Annotated in this window: 22 protein-coding genes; 3 read left to right on the top strand and 19 right to left on the bottom strand. The window is 39.6% G+C overall.

Annotated features, from left to right (window positions below; genetic code table 11):
- Positions 1–12: 12 nt before the first annotated feature.
- The 8 genes from BMY13_RS03275 to BMY13_RS03240 form a co-directional block, all read right to left on the bottom strand.
- Positions 13–996 carry an alpha-ketoacid dehydrogenase subunit beta gene (locus BMY13_RS03275; RefSeq protein WP_092502507.1) on the bottom strand — a complete coding sequence of 328 codons (984 nt, stop codon included), beginning with the start codon at positions 994–996 and terminating at the stop codon, positions 13–15.
- Positions 997–1,008: 12 nt separating this feature from the next.
- A complete protein-coding gene (locus BMY13_RS03270; RefSeq protein WP_092502505.1) occupies positions 1,009–1,995 on the bottom strand; it encodes a thiamine pyrophosphate-dependent dehydrogenase E1 component subunit alpha in 987 nt (328 codons plus the stop codon).
- A gap of 740 nt (positions 1,996–2,735) precedes the next feature.
- Entirely contained in the window at positions 2,736–4,022 is a 1,287-nt protein-coding gene (locus BMY13_RS03265; RefSeq protein ID WP_092502503.1) for an NAD(P)H-dependent oxidoreductase, read from the bottom strand.
- 27 nt (positions 4,023–4,049) lie between these two features.
- Complete coding sequence (locus BMY13_RS03260; RefSeq protein WP_092502501.1) at positions 4,050–4,415, bottom strand: PTS glucitol/sorbitol transporter subunit IIA; 366 nt, start codon at positions 4,413–4,415, stop codon at positions 4,050–4,052.
- A gap of 181 nt (positions 4,416–4,596) precedes the next feature.
- Positions 4,597–5,655, bottom strand: a complete 1,059-nt coding sequence (gene srlE, locus BMY13_RS03255; RefSeq protein WP_092502499.1) for a PTS glucitol/sorbitol transporter subunit IIB — start codon at positions 5,653–5,655, stop codon at positions 4,597–4,599.
- A gap of 24 nt (positions 5,656–5,679) precedes the next feature.
- The gene (gene srlA / locus BMY13_RS03250; RefSeq protein WP_092491581.1) at positions 5,680–6,222 is read right to left on the bottom strand and encodes a PTS glucitol/sorbitol transporter subunit IIC; all 543 of its coding nucleotides are present in this window, start codon (positions 6,220–6,222) and stop codon (positions 5,680–5,682) included.
- Positions 6,210–6,608, bottom strand: a complete 399-nt coding sequence (locus BMY13_RS03245; RefSeq protein WP_092502497.1) for a transcriptional regulator GutM — start codon at positions 6,606–6,608, stop codon at positions 6,210–6,212. The genes srlA and BMY13_RS03245 overlap by 13 nt, the downstream gene beginning before the upstream one ends.
- Before the next feature lie 117 nt (positions 6,609–6,725).
- Positions 6,726–7,670: a sugar-binding transcriptional regulator gene (locus BMY13_RS03240; protein WP_092502495.1), complete on the bottom strand. Its 945-nt coding sequence runs from the start codon at positions 7,668–7,670 to the stop codon at positions 6,726–6,728.
- Positions 7,671–7,860: 190 nt separating this feature from the next.
- Between BMY13_RS03240 and BMY13_RS03235 the strand changes: the two genes are divergently transcribed.
- Together BMY13_RS03235 and BMY13_RS03230 are read left to right on the top strand one after the other, a co-directional pair.
- Positions 7,861–9,510, top strand: a complete 1,650-nt coding sequence (locus BMY13_RS03235) for a glycerol-3-phosphate dehydrogenase/oxidase (protein WP_092502493.1) — start codon at positions 7,861–7,863, stop codon at positions 9,508–9,510.
- Between the two features lie 15 nt (positions 9,511–9,525).
- The gene (locus BMY13_RS03230; RefSeq protein WP_092502490.1) at positions 9,526–10,566 is read left to right on the top strand and encodes a zinc-dependent alcohol dehydrogenase; all 1,041 of its coding nucleotides are present in this window, start codon (positions 9,526–9,528) and stop codon (positions 10,564–10,566) included.
- A gap of 139 nt (positions 10,567–10,705) precedes the next feature.
- On the opposite strand, the gene BMY13_RS03225 is transcribed toward BMY13_RS03230, so the two are convergent.
- Positions 10,706–11,650, bottom strand: a complete 945-nt coding sequence (locus tag BMY13_RS03225; RefSeq protein ID WP_092491576.1) for a sugar-binding transcriptional regulator — start codon at positions 11,648–11,650, stop codon at positions 10,706–10,708.
- Positions 11,651–11,763: 113 nt separating this feature from the next.
- On the opposite strand from BMY13_RS03225, the gene BMY13_RS19170 reads away from it, so the two are divergent.
- A complete protein-coding gene (locus BMY13_RS19170; protein ID WP_139184791.1) occupies positions 11,764–12,177 on the top strand; it encodes a hypothetical protein in 414 nt (137 codons plus the stop codon).
- A 43-nt stretch (positions 12,178–12,220) separates the two neighbouring features.
- Here BMY13_RS19170 and BMY13_RS20030 read toward each other — a convergent pair whose 3' ends face one another.
- The 10 genes from BMY13_RS20030 to BMY13_RS03180 all read right to left on the bottom strand — a co-directional run bounded on the left by BMY13_RS20030 (position 12,221) and on the right by BMY13_RS03180 (position 19,663).
- Positions 12,221–12,394: an FIMAH domain-containing protein gene (locus BMY13_RS20030; protein ID WP_425445141.1), complete on the bottom strand. Its 174-nt coding sequence runs from the start codon at positions 12,392–12,394 to the stop codon at positions 12,221–12,223.
- Between the two features lie 3 nt (positions 12,395–12,397).
- On the bottom strand, positions 12,398–12,595 hold the full coding sequence (locus tag BMY13_RS03220; protein WP_092502488.1) for a hypothetical protein: 198 nt from the start codon (positions 12,593–12,595) through the stop codon (positions 12,398–12,400).
- Positions 12,596–12,653: 58 nt separating this feature from the next.
- On the bottom strand, positions 12,654–12,857 hold the full coding sequence (locus tag BMY13_RS03215; protein ID WP_092502486.1) for a hypothetical protein: 204 nt from the start codon (positions 12,855–12,857) through the stop codon (positions 12,654–12,656).
- Between the two features lie 262 nt (positions 12,858–13,119).
- On the bottom strand, positions 13,120–13,929 hold the full coding sequence (locus BMY13_RS03210; protein ID WP_092502484.1) for an MBL fold metallo-hydrolase: 810 nt from the start codon (positions 13,927–13,929) through the stop codon (positions 13,120–13,122).
- A gap of 38 nt (positions 13,930–13,967) precedes the next feature.
- Positions 13,968–15,053, bottom strand: a complete 1,086-nt coding sequence (locus tag BMY13_RS03205; RefSeq protein WP_092502482.1) for a GNAT family N-acetyltransferase — start codon at positions 15,051–15,053, stop codon at positions 13,968–13,970.
- Between the two features lie 3 nt (positions 15,054–15,056).
- Positions 15,057–16,202, bottom strand: a complete 1,146-nt coding sequence (gene nagA, locus BMY13_RS03200) for an N-acetylglucosamine-6-phosphate deacetylase (RefSeq protein WP_092502480.1) — start codon at positions 16,200–16,202, stop codon at positions 15,057–15,059.
- A 9-nt stretch (positions 16,203–16,211) separates the two neighbouring features.
- Positions 16,212–17,090, bottom strand: a complete 879-nt coding sequence (locus tag BMY13_RS03195; protein WP_092502478.1) for an ROK family protein — start codon at positions 17,088–17,090, stop codon at positions 16,212–16,214.
- 55 nt (positions 17,091–17,145) lie between these two features.
- Positions 17,146–18,120 (bottom strand): Gfo/Idh/MocA family protein, encoded by a 975-nt coding sequence (locus tag BMY13_RS03190; RefSeq protein WP_092502476.1) that lies wholly within the window; start codon positions 18,118–18,120, stop codon positions 17,146–17,148.
- Positions 18,120–18,803, bottom strand: a complete 684-nt coding sequence (locus BMY13_RS03185; RefSeq protein WP_092502473.1) for a hypothetical protein — start codon at positions 18,801–18,803, stop codon at positions 18,120–18,122. Before BMY13_RS03185 ends, BMY13_RS03190 begins: the two co-directional genes overlap by 1 nt.
- 11 nt (positions 18,804–18,814) lie before the next feature.
- Positions 18,815–19,663, bottom strand: a complete 849-nt coding sequence (locus BMY13_RS03180; protein WP_245735991.1) for a sugar phosphate isomerase/epimerase family protein — start codon at positions 19,661–19,663, stop codon at positions 18,815–18,817.
- Positions 19,664–19,785: the final 122 nt, after the last annotated feature.

The following is a 19,785-nucleotide window of genomic DNA, read 5'->3' as shown; positions in this document are numbered from 1 at the left end:
TACGATCCCCCCTTACGCATTATTTAACGTTTTCTTAACGGATTGAACAATGTCAGGAACCTGTGGAACCGATGCTTTTTCCAAATCTGGATTATATGGAACTGGCACAGGTAGTGCGCCCAGGCGCTGAATTGGTGCATCAAGATAATCGAATGCATCACTTTCCGCTATCATACTGGCGATCTCACCGCCGACTCCACCGCGTTTAACTGCCTCATGGACAACAACAACGCGTCCTGTTTTTGAGACGGATTGGACAATTGTTTCTTCATCTAATGGCACGATTGTTCGCGGATCTACCACTTCGACACTAATGCCCTCTTTTTCAAGTTCTTCAGCTGCCTCTAAAGCACGATGCACCATAACCGCTGTAGCAACGATTGTCACATCAGTACCTTCACGTTTCACATCTGCTTTTCCTAAAGGAATGCTGTATTGATCCTCAGGAACATCGGATTTTGTTTTGTATAATACTTTATGCTCGTAAAATACAACCGGGTTATCGTCATCCATCGCCGCTTTTAACAAGCCTTTTGCATCATAAGCTGTTGATGGCTGTACAACCTTTAGACCCGGAACGTGTGCCACCCAAGCTTCCAGACTTTGTGAGTGCTGTGCGGCTGCACCAGTTCCAGAACCACTTGGCGTACGCAATACCATCGGCACTGTAGCTTTACCGCCGTACATATAGCGCATTTTGGCTGCCTGGTTAACCATTTGGTCCATCGCGATGGTAATAAAATCGGAGAACTGCAATTCCAAAATCGGACGCATTCCGGTTAATGCTGAACCAACAGCCGCCCCGGAGATCCCTGACTCACTAATTGGTGTGTTTCTGACACGTTCAGGACCGAATTCCTCAATCATGCCGCGAGTTACACCAAAGGCACCGCCATATACTCCAATATCTTCACCAAGTATAAATACATCATCATTCTTTCTCATTTCCTGTTCCATTGCTTCACGAACTGCTTCTGAATAGGTTATCTCTCTCATGATTATTCCCTCCTATGCGTAAACGTCACTTAATAGGTCTTCGTTAGCTGGCATCGGTCCTTCTTTTGCGAAATCAACTGATTCCTCGACAGCTTGTTTTGCTTCACTTCTTAGTGATTTTGATTCTTCTTCGGTGAAAATTCCCGCTTCAATCAATACACCAGCAAAACGTTTGATTGGATCTTTATCTTTCCATTCTTTCTCTTCTTCACGTGTACGATATTTCTTCGCATCACTCTTTGAATGACCTTTCCAGCGGTATGTTTTCGCTTCGATTAACGTTGGGCCATTCCCGTTTCTGGCGTTTTCAACTGCTTCATGTGTTGTATTCATCATTTCAACAATGTCGTTTCCATCAACCGTAACACCAGGGAAACCGTATGACTGAGCACGCTCAGAAATGTCCTTTACATTGACCATATTTTTAATGGGGCCAGACATGCCGTATTGGTTATTCTCACAGATGAACACAATAGGCAGGTTCCAGATAGAAGCAAGGTTTAATGCTTCATGAAAGCTTCCCTCGTTTGATGCACCATCACCAAAGAAACACAGTGTCACATAATCCTGTTTTTTCATGTGGGCTGTTAATGCTGAACCGACTGCCAATGGAATACCACCACCAACAATCCCGTTTGCACCTAGATTCCCTCGTTCAACATCGGCAATATGCATTGATCCGCCTTTACCTTTGCAGTAACCGTTTTCACGACCAAACAGTTCCGCCATCATTTTGTTTACATCCGCACCTTTGGCGATACAATGTCCATGGCCGCGGTGAGTACTTGTAATTTTATCCTGGTCCTGTATAACAGCACATGCGCCGGACGCACTAGCTTCTTGCCCTACGCATAGATGTGTCGTTCCATGAATTTCACCTTTCGCAAAAAATTCATCAACCTTCTCTTCAAAAAAACGTATTGTCCACATTTGTTTATATAAATCTACCAATTTGTCCTTGCCAACATCAGGTACTAATTTTACGTTATTTAATTCCATTTATTTCACTCCTTTTACATTTGTTCATTATAATTACGTTTGTAACAATAATAAAATTTTCTGGCTCTTTCGTCAAGTGATTTGCTAGAAAATTTGGCTTATCGCCAAAGCTTTAGTTGCACTTATGCAGGTATTTATACTTGCTTAATTGTTAAAAAACCTCCCCACATGAAGAGTGAAGAGGTATTTATTTAATTAGGCTGTTTTAAAAGATTGTTGTTTTAATACAAAGATATAAACTGCAATACACTGAAAATTTCTTTTGTGAACTATGACACCGCTTCGGAAATACACTTCGCTTTCCGTGGGCAACGCTTCAGCTTCCTCGGAAGCAAAAAACCGCTTCCTGCGGGATCTTCAGCTGTTGCTTTTCCCACAGGAGTCTACTTGTATTTCCTACGCTGGATTTTGCTCACTAAATATTAACAAATGTATATTGCGTTAGATAAAAACAAATTTCAGACTATTTAAACCTGCAGTTGGAATATGCGAGACTCCTGTGGGACAGCGATCCTAAGAGACCCCACAGTGAGCGTTCTTTTCGAGCGGAGGCTCATGGTGAGCCCACGGCTAAGGAAGACACTGTGAAAGCTTCAGCTTGAGCAGATGTCGCCTTTGTACCCGGATCGGTGAAAGCGACTATATTCCAACTGCGTGGTTAGACAGCTATACTAAATACTTCGAACAGGTTACTCTTAATCTACATCGTAGTTCATTTCAACTAAAAGCAACAATAGTCTTTATCCCTTATCCTGCATTGAGCGCAGTTTCCAGATGGTAGATTCGTTCGTTTGCTCGATATCACCGTAAGTAATTATATCGCCTTTTTTAATCGCATTCTTCAGCTTCACGTTTTTATCAACCAACCCAATTGGCAGAGCACCTTGTTCTTTTGCCTCATCCGCTTTTAAAAGTTTCCCATAAACAGTAAATCCGCCGATACTATCGAGGAACTCACCTTCAGCCAAGTCTTTTTTAGCTACTGCAACAGTTTCTCCTTGTCCCCCGAAATATGGAGTGATCGTAGGCTCGTTGTCAAAGTAAGCTTTAGCAATCGATAATGGTGTCTCAAGACTTGTTAAGTGGTATGGACGATATAAGACATAGTTTGGTCCGTCTCCCATTTTCAAGTATTTCATTTCAGCATTTACCTCTTCTTTATCAGAGGTAATAATAGCAAATACTCCTGGGGCAACACCGTTAACAAAATCTACTATTCTTCTTCCATTAAGCTTTCCGCCTTGTGACTTATCTTTAAAAATATTCGGAAGATCTGCTACTGAGCCTTCAAATCCATGCATGCCTGGCTGATCTGGTGCAAAACCAATTGCATTAGCAACAGCGTTCATTTCAACCATTGTCTTGGTTCCATCCTGGAATGAGGCAAGCATTTTTGGGCTTGATCCTTTCGCTTTAGCTTCGTCTGCTGCTGTGTCAGGATTTGCTTCCAAATTCAGTGGGTTGTTCTTTCCTTTTCCGACTGCAACAATTTCAAAGCCCATTGCATCTGCAAAATCATATAATTCCATAATTGCACCTGGTTCGTCACCAGCAGTACCTGTATAAACAACACCAGCGGAATCCGCCATCTTCTTCAATAGTGGCCCAACAGTAACATCGGCTTCCACGTTAAGCATGACAATATGTTTCTTATTCAGAATGGTATCCCAGGCGATTTCAGCTCCAAGATTCGGAATGCCTGTAGCATCAACCACTACATCAACATCAGGTAACGATGTAACAAGTTTGACGTTTGTTGTGGCGACCACTTGATTCTGATTTATCGCTGATTCAGCTTTTGTTAAATCATCAGTAACAGCAATAGTTAAAGTACTGATTCCAGCATTTTTATAGGCATTTTCCACATTTTCTATTGCAAGGTCCGCGGTGGCAACTACACGCATTCCTTTCATTCCTTCAATCTGAGAAATCATGCCTCTTCCCATTTGTCCTGCACCTATAAGGCCTACCTTGATATAAGAACCTTCATTTTCTAATTTCTGCAGTTTTCTATTAATATTAAGCATTTGCTTCACTCCATTTCTGCGTTGTAATTATCTTCTGAATGATATAATCATTTTTTCATTTACTTCAGGTATTTGTTTTTGCTCCAAGCACACAGTCCCTGGTAATTCTGAATGTGAATCGCCATTAAAATTAAATGTAGCGTGACCAAGCTCTTTCATTGTTTCGTTAGCTTTTTTACCGACAAACAAAATTTTAAAAGGTTCATCGTTAATGACCATTTCGTCCCCTGCTTTTATATCCTGAGTCAATGAATCGCCATCATGAACAACTGAAATACTTTTCAAATCTGCTGGAACTGTATCATTAAAAAGAATCATCATTTTTTCTTCAAACATTAGTGGAGCATCTTCTCCAACTTCAACAACCTTTACTTCATAAAAAGAATTAGACATATCAATACATCTCCTCACCTGTGTTAAGATCATTTCTAAGATGAATGTTACACGAAACAAGTGTGATATTCAATTACTTTTTTACAATTGTAACAATTGATTACATTTGTAAAAACACAATCATTTTTATACCCTCCTTCACTGGAAAAGAGGGTATAAATTTGTGTCGTCTTAAATACTCTTAGCTGTATAGCCCAAAGCTTGCAAAGTATGCAATTACAACTGCAGCTGGTCCTGTAACTAATCTGGAAAAGAGTACTGCTGGTACACCGACTTCAATCGTTTCTGGCTCAGCCTCTCCAAGTGTTAAGCCAACAGGAACAAAGTCTGTCCCTACTTGTGGGTTGATGGCGAATAATGCCGGTAATGTCATCTGTGGCGGGATATTCCCCTTACCAACTTCAACCCCGATCAGAACACCTACAACCTGAGCAATTACAGCGCCTGGTGCAAGTAAAGGTGAAATGATTGGTATGGAACAAATAAGGGAGAGTATTAACATCCCCAGTAATGAAGTTGCCAATGGTGTTACGGTATTAGCGATGAAATCACCAATTCCTGTATAGTTGATAATCCCCATTAACACACTGACAAAGGCCATGAACGGTAGAATGTTCTTAATAACTGTATCAATTGTATCTCTACCAGCTTGGAAGAATGTGCTGACAACGTTCCCAACCTTATCACCGAGCACTTCAATTACTCGATTGATTATATTCTTCTTCTTGCCTTTTCTTTCCTCTTGTGCTGCAACTTTTCCTTTTGCTTCTTCTTTCTTCTGTTTTGCAACATTTTTATCCAATAACGATTCATCATTCCCTGATCCCTGGTGCTTACTTTCTTCTTGCTGGTTTCCTTCAGAAGAACCGTCAGCCTGGCCAATATTTTCTGTGGTAACACCTGAAACAAAATTTTCTTCATTGATGAATTTGGCAAGCGGACCTGAAGGTGAATTACTAAATACATTTATAGTCTTAATTCCCATTTTCGGGTACACACCACTTCTGGCTGTCCCTCCGCAGTTGATAACGGCGCAGACCATTTCTTCTTTTGCTACTGACTTTTGGAAGCCGTCAATCGCAATACCGCCTGTCCGATCTGCTATTTCCTGTGCAACTGGGTGAATCCCACCACCAGTTACGGATATAATATATTTTTTATCGTCAGACGGATGGATAATAAGTGGACCTCCCCATCCAGATGAACCTTTTGAAACTTTTACAGCTTGATATTCACTCATAGATTATCCTCCTCACCATTATTGCTATGCCGCAATATTTTCAGATTCCTGTTGTCTGTTTTTAATCATTCGATTCGTAATAAGCTCTGTAACAAAGCCTCTCAATAACATTACTACTATTCCGACAAGTAAAAACCGAAGTGCTAGTGGACCGGTAGATAGCCCTAGTTCTGTTATACCAGCTGCTATCCCTGTATAAACAAACAATTCAGCCGGATTCGCATGTGGAAATAAACCGGTAATTGGGTGAACAAATGAAACCGCAGAGTCATAAAAAGCTGGTTTTTGTTTTTCAGGCAAGAAACGACCGAACGTATAGCACATTGGATTTGTTAGGAAAAACACTGCTAAAAATGGAAAGATCGTATACCGTAAAATAAAATACTTCGTACAATATTGAGCGAATTTAAATACCCTTTCTTCCCCGATAAATTTAATTAAAGCGTTTACAGCTGTAATCAAAACAATTAACAATGGAATGATGCCCGTTACAAGGCCCATAAATGTATCTCCGCCAGCCTGAAACATTCCAATAAAGCCTTCTGCAAGCGTGATTAAGAAATCCATGCTTTATTCTCCTTTCCTTTGTTTAATTCTTTTTTAATCATATCAACGGCATTGGAAAGAGCGTGATATTCTTTTTTTGATAAGAAATCTACAAATCTCGTCTCCTCCAACTTCATACCTACTAATTGTTTAATATCATTGAATCTAGCAAAAACTGTTATACCTTTCATAACTTTTGCATCAATAATATGTGACTTTTCATCACAGACAAGTACAATGATTGCGCCATTACCTAATCTTTTCTTGTAATAGCCTGTTCCTAAATATCCAGAGTCTCTTCTGCTCAGTTTTTTAATTTCAGACTTATAATGCTTGACCTGAAAATGAGTCATCAAAAACTGTAATCCCCAAATAAAAGCAAATATGAAAATAAAAGTTCCCCACATTGTATCGGCCCCCTTTTCTTTACATTTGTATTCATGTGAAACTTTTGTAAATACAATAGTAAAACGCTTTCATCTTCATGTCAATATATTTTTTAATTTTTTTGTTTTTTCATAATACTAATCGTATTCCAGCAATGATTCCGCGGTTTTGTCATCTGTTACCAGTACATCCAAGTATTTACTTTTTAGGGCTACATGAAGACCTTCAGCCTTATAAGCTCCTTCAGCAATAGCTAAAACTTCAGGTATTTCTTTTATTTCTTCCAAATCTAATCCTATTACTCTATCATTTATTGGATGCTGGACAAGTTGACCATCCCTATTATAAAAACATGAATTAATATCGCCAACTGCCCCTGAGTCTTTTAATGTCCTTACATCCTGTTCATTTAAATAGCCCATTCCAACCATTGTTGATTCACACGAAGGGCTACTAACACCAACGATTGCTATATCGACTTTTCTTCCCTCTTCCAGCACAGCAGCTACATCCTTAGAATTTTTAATAGCGTGTTTCAAATCAGCAGTTTCAGCCACTGCGGGAGCATACAAATAGGAAGAACTAGTATTTAACTGTTGAGCAAGCTGAAACGATAAATGATTGGAGTGATATTGCACAAACCCCTGCCCCATTCCTCCGATCAATGGGACTAAATGAATATGACTCTGCTGCTGACTTTGAAATTCTTCTACAAAAGTAGATACAGATTTACCCCAGGAAACCCCTATTGTGTTAAGTTGATTTATTTTTTTAGATAGATAGGCAGTTGCCGCTTGACCCAAACGACGTCTCACCATTTCCGGACCCTTATTAGAGACGGAAACTACTACCGCTTCATGCAGACCATACTTTTTTTCCAGCTTTCGTTCCAGTTCTACGGTATGAACCGTTTCATCCTTCATATAAACTTCTACAATATTTTTCTCTCTAGCTTGCTGAAGTATTTTAGAAATAATAGGTCTGGACAAGCCTACTTTCTTGCAAATTTCGTTTTGCGTCCATCCTTCTAAATAATATAATTTTGAGACCTTCGCAATTAAATTCCGCTCTTTTGCATCCAATCTATAATCCCCCTTGTTACATTCGTAAAATTCGATGTCTTTAATATTAACAACAAATCAAGAAATCAGAAAGCGATTTCATACCCTTATTGACTAAGGATAATAAAAAAGATATACTAAATTCAAATAAATTTACAATTGAAAATATAAAGAACATATGTAAAAAAACAGCTTAATTGGAGGACCTACTATGAGCACTAAAACTTTTTCTGCATTGGACCGGAATTCTACCATTAAACAAATGGAGAACGAGCATTTTGATTTGTTGGTTATTGGTGGAGGCATAACGGGAAGTGGTATCGTATTAGATGCAGTAAACCGTGGGTTAAAGGTTGGATTGATTGAAAGAAATGATTTTGCGTCAGGAACAAGCAGCCGCTCAGGTAAATTGATACACGGAGGTCTAAAATATTTACAGAAATTGGACTTCAACGTTATCAAAGAAATCGGAAGCGAACGTGATATTGTCTACAATAATGCTCGTCATTTAGTCTATCCGATTAAGATGAATTTTCCATTGATTAAAAGGGAATCTTATAATCTATTAACATTAAAAGCTGGACTTTCATTATATGATCGACTGGCTGGCGTAAAGAAGGACGAACGTCATACCATTTACGGTAAGAAAAAAACATTGCAATACGAGCCATTATTTAATGAGAAAACCGTTACTGGAAGCGGGGCGTATGTTGAGTATCGTACAGATGACAGCCGTCTAACATTAGAAGTGGCAAAAACAGCATCTGAGAAAGGTGCAACTGTCCTGAATTACGCTGAGATGACAGACTTTCTTCAAGATGAGAACAATCATGTCAAAGGTGTAATAGCTAAGGACCTTATCCAAGGTCAGAACATCCGAGTCACTGCAACACATGTCGTTAATGCGGCAGGCCCATGGGTCGATGAGGTTCGAAAAAAAGATCGCCCAATAACAGGAAAATACATGGTACTTGCTAAAGGCATTCACATTGTTTTTGACCATCAATCACTGCCAGTCAAATCTTCAATCTATTTTCAGCATAAAGGGCGCATGATTGCAGTAATACCACGAGGTAACCGCACCTATGTTGGATCAACTGAATCTATCTACAAACAGGATATGGATGATATTCACGTTAAATCCTCAGAAGTAGACTATTTAATTGACTGTCTGCATGCTATATTCCCATCGCTGGACTTAGGAAAAAATGATGTCGTCTCAAGCTGGGCAGGGATTCGCCCGCTTATCGGAGAAGATGGAAATTCACCTTCTGAGTTATCAAGACACGATGAAATTTTCGAATCGGATACTGGACTGATTACGATTGCAGGCGGAAAGCTAACAGGCTACCGAAAAATGGCAGAACGGGTATTACAGCATATTGAGAAAAAAGACAGTTCAATCAAATCCAAAAAAACAACTGACCAACTTAAATTATCTGGCGGGCATTTTAATTCTCAGGAAGCAATTACTGCACATGTCCCGTATTTACACGGCAAATTCAAACATTTGAATCTATCCATTGATGAGGTTAACGACTATGTTTTCCGGTATGGCTCAAACACTGAAAACCTGCTTAAACTAATTGACCGGTATGATGACCGTTTTGAGGATAAAGAACTTAGAAATATCGCAGCGGAAGTGAGATATACGGTTGAACATGAAATGGCAGCATCATTAGCTGATTTCTATGATCGCCGTACAAGCTATCTTTTATTTGACCTTGATAAAGTAATACGCACACTGACTATTGTTGCAGAGGAAATGGCGCAATTACTGGAATGGACGGAGGCAAGAACGGCTGATGAAATAGAAAAAATGAATTACGAGATAAAAAAAGCATTAACATTTGTTGAATAACAAGGAGGAACCAATATGTATTCAGTTGCTCTTACTGATAAACAAACATTGGAATTACTGGAACGGAAATATCCTCAGATTACTAGTGATGAAGTATTACTCAAGGTTCATGCGATTGGCGTATGCGGATCAGACCTTCGAGTATACCAGCATGGTGATGCCAGGGTTGACTTCCCACGCGTTATCGGACATGAAATTGCCGGTGAAGTGGTCGAATCAGGCAGCAATCTTTCCAGGTTTCAAACCGGCGACAGAGTAACCCTCGGCGCGCATATCCCATGTGGCGAATGTGTTTTTTGCCAAAAAAATGAGGGACATCAATGCGTAGAAGGAAAATCAATGGGATATCACGTTGATGGCGGATTTGCTGAATATGTTGTTTTGCCAAAGAAATTTGTTGAAAATGGCTCCATTCAAAAAATAGCTGATACAACCTCATATGAATTAGCCAGTTTGTCCGAACCTTTTTCATGCGTATTAAGTGGTTTATATGAAGTCGATGTAAAACCTGGAGAGAATGTAGTAGTTTACGGGGCTGGAGCGATTGGGTGCATGTATATTGCTGCATTAAAAAAAATGGGTGCTGCCAAGGTAATTGCTGTGCAAAGATCTGCACCAAGACGACAAAAAGCATTAGAATGCGGCGCCGACATTGTCATTGATCCTAATTCAGCAGACACCGCACTTGAAATTAGTGACGCAACACGAGGACTAGGCGCTGACACTGTCATTGTCACGGCACCTTCAACCGAAGTGCAGAAGGAAGCATTGGAAGTTGTGAAGAAAACAGGGAAAGTACTATTCTTTGCCGGTATAAAAAATGTTACCGAAGTTCCGATTAATACAAATCACTTCATCTACAAACAGTTGAAGGTCGTTGGTACGCACGGTGCACCACGTCATCTGCATATCGAGGCGGTAAAATGGATTGATGAAGGACTGCTTGATTTTTCATCCTTTATAACCCATACCTTTCCGCTAAAAGAAACGGACAAGGCCTTTGAAACAGCGGTAAGTAAAGAAGGACTCAAATGTGTTGTGAAGCCAACTGAATAAAAATTAGAAAACTTGGCATTCGCCCAAGCTTTAATGGCGGAATGCCTTAGTTGCTCTTATGCAGTAAGAAAGTATTTACACTTTCTTAACTGCCAAAAAAGGAATGAAATTGGTTTTGCGGCCAACTTCATTCCTTTTATTATTCTTCAAGTAATTCCTGAGCAGTTCGGTCATCGGTAATTAATACGTTTAAATACCCACCTTTTAGCGCAGCCTCAATACTCTCCAGTTTGTATGAGCCTTCGACAATTCCTATTACTTCAGGAATATTTCTGATCTCATCTAAATTCAGCCCAATTACCCGATTATTTAATGGGTGATCAACTTCTTTTCCAACCGCATCAAAAAAACGTGAGCTAATGTCGCCAACAGCACCGGCCTTGCGGAGAGATGCTAAATCACTTTCCTCCAAATAACCTATCGTCTCCATTGTTGAACTTTTAAACGGATTCCCTAGCCCAACTAAAGCCATGTCCACATTGCGCCCTCGTTCTAAAACATGTGCAATATCCTTTGAGTTTACAAGCCGCTCCTTCAGCTCATCACTCTCAACCATTGCTGGCGCATAAAGATATGAACAGGATGTATTCATTTTCTGAGCCAGATTAAATGCAAGCTGATTGGAATGAAGGTGAACATAATCGCTCCCCATCCCCCCAACAATTGGAACAATATTAATATCATCCCTACGTTCATAAGGATATTCTTCAATCAAGGAAAGGAGCGTCGTACCCCAGGAAATCCCAAGACTTTTGATACCTTTTAAATTCTTAGCTATATACGAAGCTGCCGTCTTGCCAAGCTGCCGCTTAGCCATATCCGGCGCAAATCCAGCAGTCGAAACAACAATAACCTCGCTCAATCCATATTTCTTTTCAAGCGTTTGCTCCAGTTCAACCGTTTGAACTGTCTCATCTTTAATATATATCTCAACAATTCCTTCTTTTTTGGCATTGTTTAACAGCTTAGAGATAACCGGCCGGGAGACATTATTTCGTGCCGCAATCTGGGCCTGTGTCCAACCCTCAAAATAATACAACTTGGCCACCTTTACCATCAAGCGGCGTTCTTCCCAATTCAACATAATATCGCTCTTTTCCTCTTAATTTCTATTCTAAGTATAACATTATATTCGAGTACGCGCGCGTGTCGTTACATCCGTTCCAAATAATTACCCTTGTAACGAGTTTAATGGGGATGATGCGTTGTGTCAAGCGTATTGTAAGTGGGGTGCTGATTGATTTAAGGGGAGGCTCGCTCGAGTTTGCGCGCTATTCGCTCGAGTTTGGGCGCTGCTCGCTCGAGTTTGGGCGCTGCTCGCTCGAGTTTAAGGGCTGCTCGCTCGAGTTTGAGCGCTACTCGCTCGAGTTTGAGCGCTGCTCGCTCGAGTTTGGATGCTGCTCGCTCGAGTTTGGGTGCTACTCGCTCGAGTTTGGGTGCTACTCGCTCGAGTTTAAGGGCTGCTCGCTCGAGTTTGAGCGCTACTCGCTCGAGTTTAAGGGCCGCTCGCTCGAGTTTGAGCGCTGCTCGCTCGAGTTTGGGGGCTACTCGCTCGAGTTTAGGCGCTGCTCGCTCGAAACCCAGTCCCGCTCACTAGATCCCAAACCATAAAAAGGAGTAAGCAACATAAAATTGCTTACTCTTCCATAAAACATTATTCCTCTAAGAACGATTCTTTTATCAATGCTATGTTACTCTCAAGCAAACTCTTTAACTCTTCCTCGACACTGCTATTCTCTAGGTGCTTCAGGAAATCTTCTAGATGCTTGATTGCTTGGTCTTTATCCTCGTTTTCATAATGATGGTTGGCTTGTGCTAGGCGATTTATAAGCTATTGGGCTACTGAATGTTCAACATCTCCTGCTTCTTCAAGTGACTGCACTTGTTCTGTAAGAGATACAGTTGTGGCTTGAACAGTAATCTTATCTTTATTGGAAGCGATGGTATCACCGTTATAGGAAACTTTCGCCTGTATCTCAGTACTTCCTGCATTTTTGACAGTAATTTTTCCATTTTCTATTGTTGCCACTTGTGGAGCACTGTTCGTCCATTCTACGTCTGCTCCAGCTAAGTCAACGGTATTGCCGTTAGCCAGTGTGACAGTAAGATTTGCACTTGTTTCTTCGCCCTGAACGATCCGTCACCTCTTCAGCAGTTACGGAAGCCGTTTCTAATGGAACAGGTAATTTAAATAGATTTTCTCCATTGGCATAGTAGATGTTACCTTCACTATCCAATTCAGTTAAGTGCACATTGTTTCCGATAAGTTGTTTGCTCTTCTGTATCTGCACTATAGGCAAACACCTTTGCTTCTTGGGCGGTCGGTTCAAGTTCAAGTCCGCCAGCGTTGGATGAACCTCCATAAACCATTCCGTTTAGATATGTTAGTCCGATAATACTTTAATTCTGTATTATATTGCGAATACTATTCCATTCCGCTTTTCTGGGTCTATCTCGTAAATGCGGGCACCACCATAAGTTTCCATATATACATTTCCATTACAAAAAATATTTAACTGTGAAAAAAATTCAAATTAACGATTCTTGGTCTATCTATACCTGGAATTCCATCCCATCATACGCTACATCAATTCCAAATGGGACTAGCAATTTTTCTAAATCATCATGCAACAATCCGCAATTATGGGAAAAATGTGTTGCTACAACCCTGGATTTCTCATGAAGTACACCTAATTCAGCAAATTTTGCTTTCGTATCCTTAACTGCTTCTATATTCATGTGGATTGTCTTTCTATCTATTAACCCATTTGTGCAATCAAGTATAGCAATATCTATGACACGTTGAGCTAACCAATTAAAGGTTTCTTCAGGGAATACTCCTGTATCATGACCATACAGACAAGTCTTTCCTTCTTTTTCTATAAAATAAATAAAACTATTTTCGTCCGGTTTATGGTCTGCCGGCAAAGGTGTTATTAACTTGCCACCTATTTCATTTGTTGTAAAAGCCTGGACCGGCGCAATATTAAAATACTCCTTCTCATTCTCAAGTGTTTCATGACAACGTTGAACGACGTTCTCATTTCCGTAAATATTAAGAACATCCCCGAAATCTTTAGCAAAATCGGGGGTACGCATTCTTATATCTTCCGGGTAAAAGTGATCATGATGTGTATGGGTAATGATTAAATGTTCAAAATCAGAGATCATATCTCCGTCACGCAATACATGCATGAAAGTATCAGGTGGAAAATCAATCTTTAAATTATCATCTACTAATGCTGACGTTCTCGTTCGAATGTCTTTCCCACCAAGCTCCTTTGCCTTTTGACAAAGCTCACACCGGCAAAAGATTGCTGGAATACCTTCAGCTGCAGCACTGCCTAGCAAGCGAATTTTCATTTTATATCACCTCATTGGAAAATTTGATTATATTTTGTTCATACATAGTACAATCCTTCTGTACTAGGTATTGGAATAGGAAACAATGTCTTTAAATTACCTAGTTCAACATTAACCTGAAAATCAAATAACACCTTTACCAAATCTGCCGGTAGCAATGTGACTTGTGATTCGTTATACTGCAGGGTTACATTCCCGTCTTTTGAAGTTATCGTCAACTTCTCAACCACAGCAAGATTTTTCTCCATTAAATACGGCATTACCTGCTCTATTAATCTCTCAGCATTAACAATATGTACGGTGCCACCATTTTGCTCAACCTTAAATGGAAGATCACTTAACTTATCATGAAGCGAATCCTGCCAAGGGACAGTTAAATCTATTTTTGGAACAACATTGTTGGCCAATAACTCCGTTAATATCCCGCGGATTGCTTCTGGATTACCACCCCAGTCCGTTACAATAGCAGATTCATTCTCCGGTACTCCAATTACCACATATGCTTCGATTGTCCCGTGATTCTCAGCAACATATAACGCTTGTTTCTGCTTAAAAATACTTGCATAACCGCCTGCATCAAGAAGCATTGCCCACTCCCATATATTAGTTTCATAGCGAACTTCTTTTGCTTTTATTAAATCATCAACTTGAAAGAGATCTGTCGCAGAACCTTTCCTTACCGATCCTTTATAATTTTGTTCGTCAGGAATATTATCGATTTTATAATTGTACACTTTTCCAAAATGATAACAGTCATTTCGCCTATACAATCCGCGATCACCAGACACAAACAACAGTGACGCTCCGGCCTGATTAATGAATTCATATACTTTTTTTAGAATAGCAGTTGATATGCCCTGCCCCTGGTAATCAGAATGAGTACAAACAGACCCAATCGAAAAAGTATTTAATGCAGCATTTCCAATAATCATTTTCGATGGAACTAATCCAATAAAACTCACCAATTGATCACCATCAAAGGCAGCGAATGACTGGTTTAATTGCTTAGAGAAAACCTGCGGGAATGCATCTCCCATTGACGTATGATCCTTTTCTCGAAACGTTTGATTGGATAATTCTATCGCCTGTTCAAATTCCTGTTCTTTTAAATGGCGAATATCCATTTATCATGCACCTCCAGAGTAAACTGTTTCCCCATTAACAATTGTTTTCTCAACAGTTAAATTGTTGTCTAAAATCATGATGTCTGCTTTATATCCTGAAGCAATTCTACCTCTATTTTCTCCTTGAGCTATTGTATTCAGTGGTGTCTGTGTTGCCATGTAAACAGCTTTTTCCAATGGAATATTGCACTCTTCCACAACATACTTAATCCCTTTATCCAAGGTAATTGCGCTTCCTGCTAATTGACCGTTATCCAATGTTACTTTATTGCCGGTCTTTATAAGGTTCTTTTCCCGGAAAAAATATTCTCCATCAGCTAACTCATTATATCCTGTACAATCAGATATCATAACCATTCGTTCACTTCCCTTCACCTTATATAAAAGCTCAATCATTCTGGGATGTATATGAATACCATCTGTAATAATTTCGCATGTTAGGTTATCATAATACAAAGAAGCAGCAGCGGTCCCGGGTGTTCGATGGTGCACGGGACTCATCGCATTGAATGTATGCGTTATTTGTGTCAGCCCAGACTCTATTGCTAATCCGATTTCCTCAATTGTTGCGTTTGTATGTCCAGCTGAAACGTATATGCCGTTTGTATGTAAGTGATTTAGTATCACATAATCTTCCATTTCCTCTGGAGCCAATGTAATAATAGAAATGGTATCTAAAAAAGGATCCAAAACATTATCGACATCATTCCAGGTGAGCTGCCTTATATAGGACTTACTTTGTGCTCCACTATACTTCGGACTAATCCAAGGTCCTTCCAGATGAACGCCAAGGCAGTTAGCACCAACAGCCGGATTATCCTGATACGACTTGGCACCCTCAAGAAACTTCTTCACATCGGTAACTGTACCTGTTCTGGAAGTAGCTAAAAAAGATGTTACCCCGTAACACGGCAGGCATTTTGAGATTTCAGCAAATGCTTCCTGATTGTCCATAAAATCAAACCCATTTACACCATGAATGTGAATATCTGTTAATCCAGGGCAGATAAAACCATTCACTTCATATACGGCACCATTATTAGCTGCTTTCTCGTTGCCAACGCAGGTTATTTCGCCATCCGTTATTTCAACAAAACAATCCTTTATCATACGCCCATCCGTGATGACATCACCTTTTAAATAGTACATTTTAATCCCTCACTTACCTTGTTTGACTAACGAACTGGCTCCAATCATGCTTGCATTATTTTTTAGATGTGCCTGCTGTAATACTATCGGAACAGATGCTGTTGCTGCCATTTTTTCTTCCAATTCACTCCACCAATACTTGCTGGAATCAATCACACCACCACCAATTACAATCATTTCCGGATCAAATAAATATTGCAGGTTAATAAGTCCAATTGACAGGTATTCTAAATATTGATCAACAACGCTTTTACAGGATGCATCTTTCGTATAGTTTTTAAATACATCTTCTGGCTGATAATTTTTCGAAGCTAAATCAGATTCAATTGAAATCATTCTTTCCAATGCTTTGCCTGATGCGTATGCCTCCCAACAGCCTTTACGCCCACATCCACAAACCAATCCATCTGGAACAATTGTCATGTGACCAACTTCGCCGCCGTACCCGCTATTTCCATGAACCAATTCATTATTAAGGATTATTCCACCACCGATACCTGTTCCTAGTGTGACACAAATATAACTGCTGACGGCTCTTGCCGCCCCTGCAGTTCCTTCTGCCAAAGCTGCGCAATTCGCATCATTTCCCACTACAACCGAAACATGAAAGGCATCTTCCAGCATATCCTGTATTGGAACATTTGCTAAGGCATGTAAATTAGGACAGCTTTTTATTACGCCATTATGAAAATCAACTATCCCAGCTGAAGCAACCCCAATACCTTGAATTTTTTCATCCTGGACAAGTTCTTTTAGCGCATCAATCATATTTTCAACAATTGCTTCCTTAGGCGTTTTTATTTGATTCTCTTTAACAAGTTGACTATTTCCATCAAACATGCCGAATTTAATTTTGGTACCGCCGATATCAATTCCAATCGTGTACACTGGCTGTTACCTCCTTCTTATAAAAGTGGACACCTTATACAGGTGCCCGCAATGTTTATAAATTTACTGCTGATTTCTTTTCACTCGATTTATACGCTGCTAAAGCAACTTCCAGCGCCTTTAAACCGTCCCTTCCCGTTATGGATGGTTTTCTTCCCTCTTCTACACAGTTAACAAAATCTCGAATTAGGCCAAGATCCATATCATTTCCATAGAAAACATGACTTAGCGATTTGGATCCGCTTGTAAACATTCTAAAATGTTCTTTAAATGCATCAGCCTTCACTGTCTTCTTTGTGCCGACGACTTCAATTGTTGCATCACCCCAGATTGGATATTCTGTAAATCTTGACCAACTCGCGTCATGTGAAGCAACAACACCATTTTCAAATTCCAATGTGAGCAGCCCTGCATCATCAATAGCGATGTCATGAAAATAAGAGTCTACAATCGCATGTACTTCGGTAATTTCCTTTCCTAAATACCAGCGCATAATGTCAACCATATGTACTGTATGATCTAATACAGCACCTCCACCAGATTGCTCTTTATCGATAAACCAGCCACCGGGATTTTGACCTCTGTTTGTGGTACGAAAAGCAACAATGTCACCAAGTTCTCCATCATCAATCATATTCTTTAGCTTACGCATCGGGGAGCTGAATCTTACCGGAAATGCTGTTTGTAAAACTACGTCATTCTTGTCACAAACGTTAATCATTTCTTGTGCATCTTCTACTGTTGTGGCAATTGGCTTTTCGCATAAAATATGTTTATTGGCTTTGGCAGCATTTATGACCATTTCTTTATGGCGGAAGTTTTCACTGCAAATAATGACAGCATCCATATCCATCGCAAGAAACGATTCCTGATCGTTGAAATGCTTTGTTAGATACTTTTCAGCCACTTCTTTTCCTCTATCTGAATCATCATCAAAGATTCCAACTAATTCAACATTGGGCAGTTTCATCAAACCGTCCGCATAACTGTGTGCATGCATATGCGCGAAACTCATCATTCCAATTTTCATTAATTAGCACCTCCATTTACAAGCTGACTGAAATTGTTCAAACGTTTGATCAATCTTTGATCTGCTGTATGAGCAGACTCAATGATGGAGTCTACTGAATAAACTAACGATGGGTCAGTTGGATTCATCGTTTCACTATTGAATTCCAGGATAGTTTTTATCCCGCTCCACTCGAGTTCAATGCTTTCATCCTGATCAGAAAATGTATATTCCAAATGTGCCATTGTTCCACCGCCAAAATTGACAGTAACGATCACATGGTAAGGAGGAACTGTCTGATTTGTATGCTTCACTTGAATATCCTGCGTTTCACCTAACAGTGAGGAAAGAACATATAAATCACCAGCAATCAGCTCATTGCTTTCATCATTACCATTGATTCTTCTTAAACGAAAAACACCCTTTGGCTTATTTTCTTTTTCAATAACCTCTTTTATTTTTTGGAAAAACGGATAGTTTTCCAAATCAAAATAAACATTTACCCCTTCTGCAGCGTTATCCAGTAAGGTCGACGGAATAAATATGTTATTATTTTCGTGTAAAACAGCATCCAGTTTAGTCTTGCTTAAAGATAATAATGCCGTTTCATCTTGTTCTGCCTGTCGTTCAACCGACTCTACGATGGTTCGTAATGTAGCTTGATAATCGATTTTATCTAACCTTGCAAATACAATATTCCCCATTCTTCTCCCTCCTACTGAAGTAAATTCCTTAGACGATTGACCGCTTCTTCATTGGCATCCTTAGCATCGTCCTTACCTTCGTATTCGATTGAAAGCCATCCTTGATAATCCATTTCTTTTAGACCTTGAACAATGTAAGCTAAATCCACCTGTCCATCTCCAGGAATGGTACCAATCAATTCCGTACCTTGTGTTGAGCGGAATCCTTTGATATCTTCACTGGCTTCTTTTTCCCGGAAATCCTTAAAGTGGACATGGACAATTTTATCTTTCAGTCGATCAAAAGCATTTTGAGGTTTCTCATGTACTAATAAAAAGTTACCTGTATCAAATGTGGATTTCACATACGGGCTATTGACTTTTTCAATGATTTCTTCAACCTGCTCACTCTTTCCAGCTAATAGACCATGGTTTTCAATTGCTAAATAAATCTGCTCTTTTTCAGCTGCTTCAGCACATTGCCTCAAGCCATCAACTATCCAGCCCTGACCATCCTCATATGTTAAGTCATCATGTATGTCCCCGCAAAACACACGGATTATATTTGTATTTAACTGCTTAGCTACTTGAATAGCATCTATTACTTTAGTGACTTCCTTTGCACGTTCTTCACTTGATTCTTTTACAAAATTATTCGTGACGTCATAGGCGGAAACCTTTAAATTATGTTTCTTCAGTGCTTTTGTCACTTGCTCGAGTTCGTTGCTAATATCGTCTTTATTTTGCCAAAAAATATCAAGCAGCTCGACGCCGTCCAATGAAATATGATTGGCATAATCAATGAAATCTACAGTAGACCAATTTTCCTTTTTGACGGTTGAAATTAAACTGTACATGCTGACACTAATATTCATATTCATAATTATCCTCCTTGTATTTAGGTACTTTATATTGGGCTTTAAGTTCTTTTTTCGTAAAGGCTCTTTTCGTAAGTTGTGGCTTATTAAGCTTTGCAGTTGATATAAACTACGACACTGGAGTA

Source organism: Virgibacillus subterraneus, assembly GCF_900110695.1.
Taxonomy (GTDB): Bacteria; Bacillota; Bacilli; order Bacillales; family Amphibacillaceae; genus Lentibacillus; species Lentibacillus subterraneus.
Note: the sequence above shows the minus strand (reverse complement) of the source record. Positions and strands in the feature narration are given on the sequence as shown.

What these genes read in the sequence shown, in the direction of transcription:
- BMY13_RS03275 (WP_092502507.1), bottom strand. Translation starts at nt 996, where the DNA reads ATGAGAGAGATAACCTATTCAGAAGCAGTTCGTGAAGCAATGGAACAG.
- BMY13_RS03270 (WP_092502505.1), bottom strand. Translation starts at nt 1,995, where the DNA reads ATGGAATTAAATAACGTAAAATTAGTACCTGATGTTGGCAAGGACAAA.
- BMY13_RS03265 (WP_092502503.1), bottom strand. Translation starts at nt 4,022, where the DNA reads ATGCTTAATATTAATAGAAAACTGCAGAAATTAGAAAATGAAGGTTCT.
- BMY13_RS03260 (WP_092502501.1), bottom strand. Translation starts at nt 4,415, where the DNA reads ATGTCTAATTCTTTTTATGAAGTAAAGGTTGTTGAAGTTGGAGAAGAT.
- srlE (WP_092502499.1), bottom strand. Translation starts at nt 5,655, where the DNA reads ATGAGTGAATATCAAGCTGTAAAAGTTTCAAAAGGTTCATCTGGATGG.
- srlA (WP_092491581.1), bottom strand. Translation starts at nt 6,222, where the DNA reads ATGGATTTCTTAATCACGCTTGCAGAAGGCTTTATTGGAATGTTTCAG.
- BMY13_RS03245 (WP_092502497.1), bottom strand. Translation starts at nt 6,608, where the DNA reads ATGTGGGGAACTTTTATTTTCATATTTGCTTTTATTTGGGGATTACAG.
- BMY13_RS03235 (WP_092502493.1), top strand. Translation starts at nt 7,861, where the DNA reads ATGAGCACTAAAACTTTTTCTGCATTGGACCGGAATTCTACCATTAAA.
- BMY13_RS03230 (WP_092502490.1), top strand. Translation starts at nt 9,526, where the DNA reads ATGTATTCAGTTGCTCTTACTGATAAACAAACATTGGAATTACTGGAA.
- BMY13_RS03225 (WP_092491576.1), bottom strand. Translation starts at nt 11,650, where the DNA reads ATGTTGAATTGGGAAGAACGCCGCTTGATGGTAAAGGTGGCCAAGTTG.
- BMY13_RS19170 (WP_139184791.1), top strand. Translation starts at nt 11,764, where the DNA reads ATGATGCGTTGTGTCAAGCGTATTGTAAGTGGGGTGCTGATTGATTTA.
- BMY13_RS03210 (WP_092502484.1), bottom strand. Translation starts at nt 13,929, where the DNA reads ATGAAAATTCGCTTGCTAGGCAGTGCTGCAGCTGAAGGTATTCCAGCA.
- BMY13_RS03205 (WP_092502482.1), bottom strand. Translation starts at nt 15,053, where the DNA reads ATGGATATTCGCCATTTAAAAGAACAGGAATTTGAACAGGCGATAGAA.
- nagA (WP_092502480.1), bottom strand. Translation starts at nt 16,202, where the DNA reads ATGTACTATTTAAAAGGTGATGTCATCACGGATGGGCGTATGATAAAG.
- BMY13_RS03190 (WP_092502476.1), bottom strand. Translation starts at nt 18,120, where the DNA reads ATGAAAATTGGAATGATGAGTTTCGCGCATATGCATGCACACAGTTAT.
- BMY13_RS03185 (WP_092502473.1), bottom strand. Translation starts at nt 18,803, where the DNA reads ATGGGGAATATTGTATTTGCAAGGTTAGATAAAATCGATTATCAAGCT.
- BMY13_RS03180 (WP_245735991.1), bottom strand. Translation starts at nt 19,663, where the DNA reads ATGAATATGAATATTAGTGTCAGCATGTACAGTTTAATTTCAACCGTC.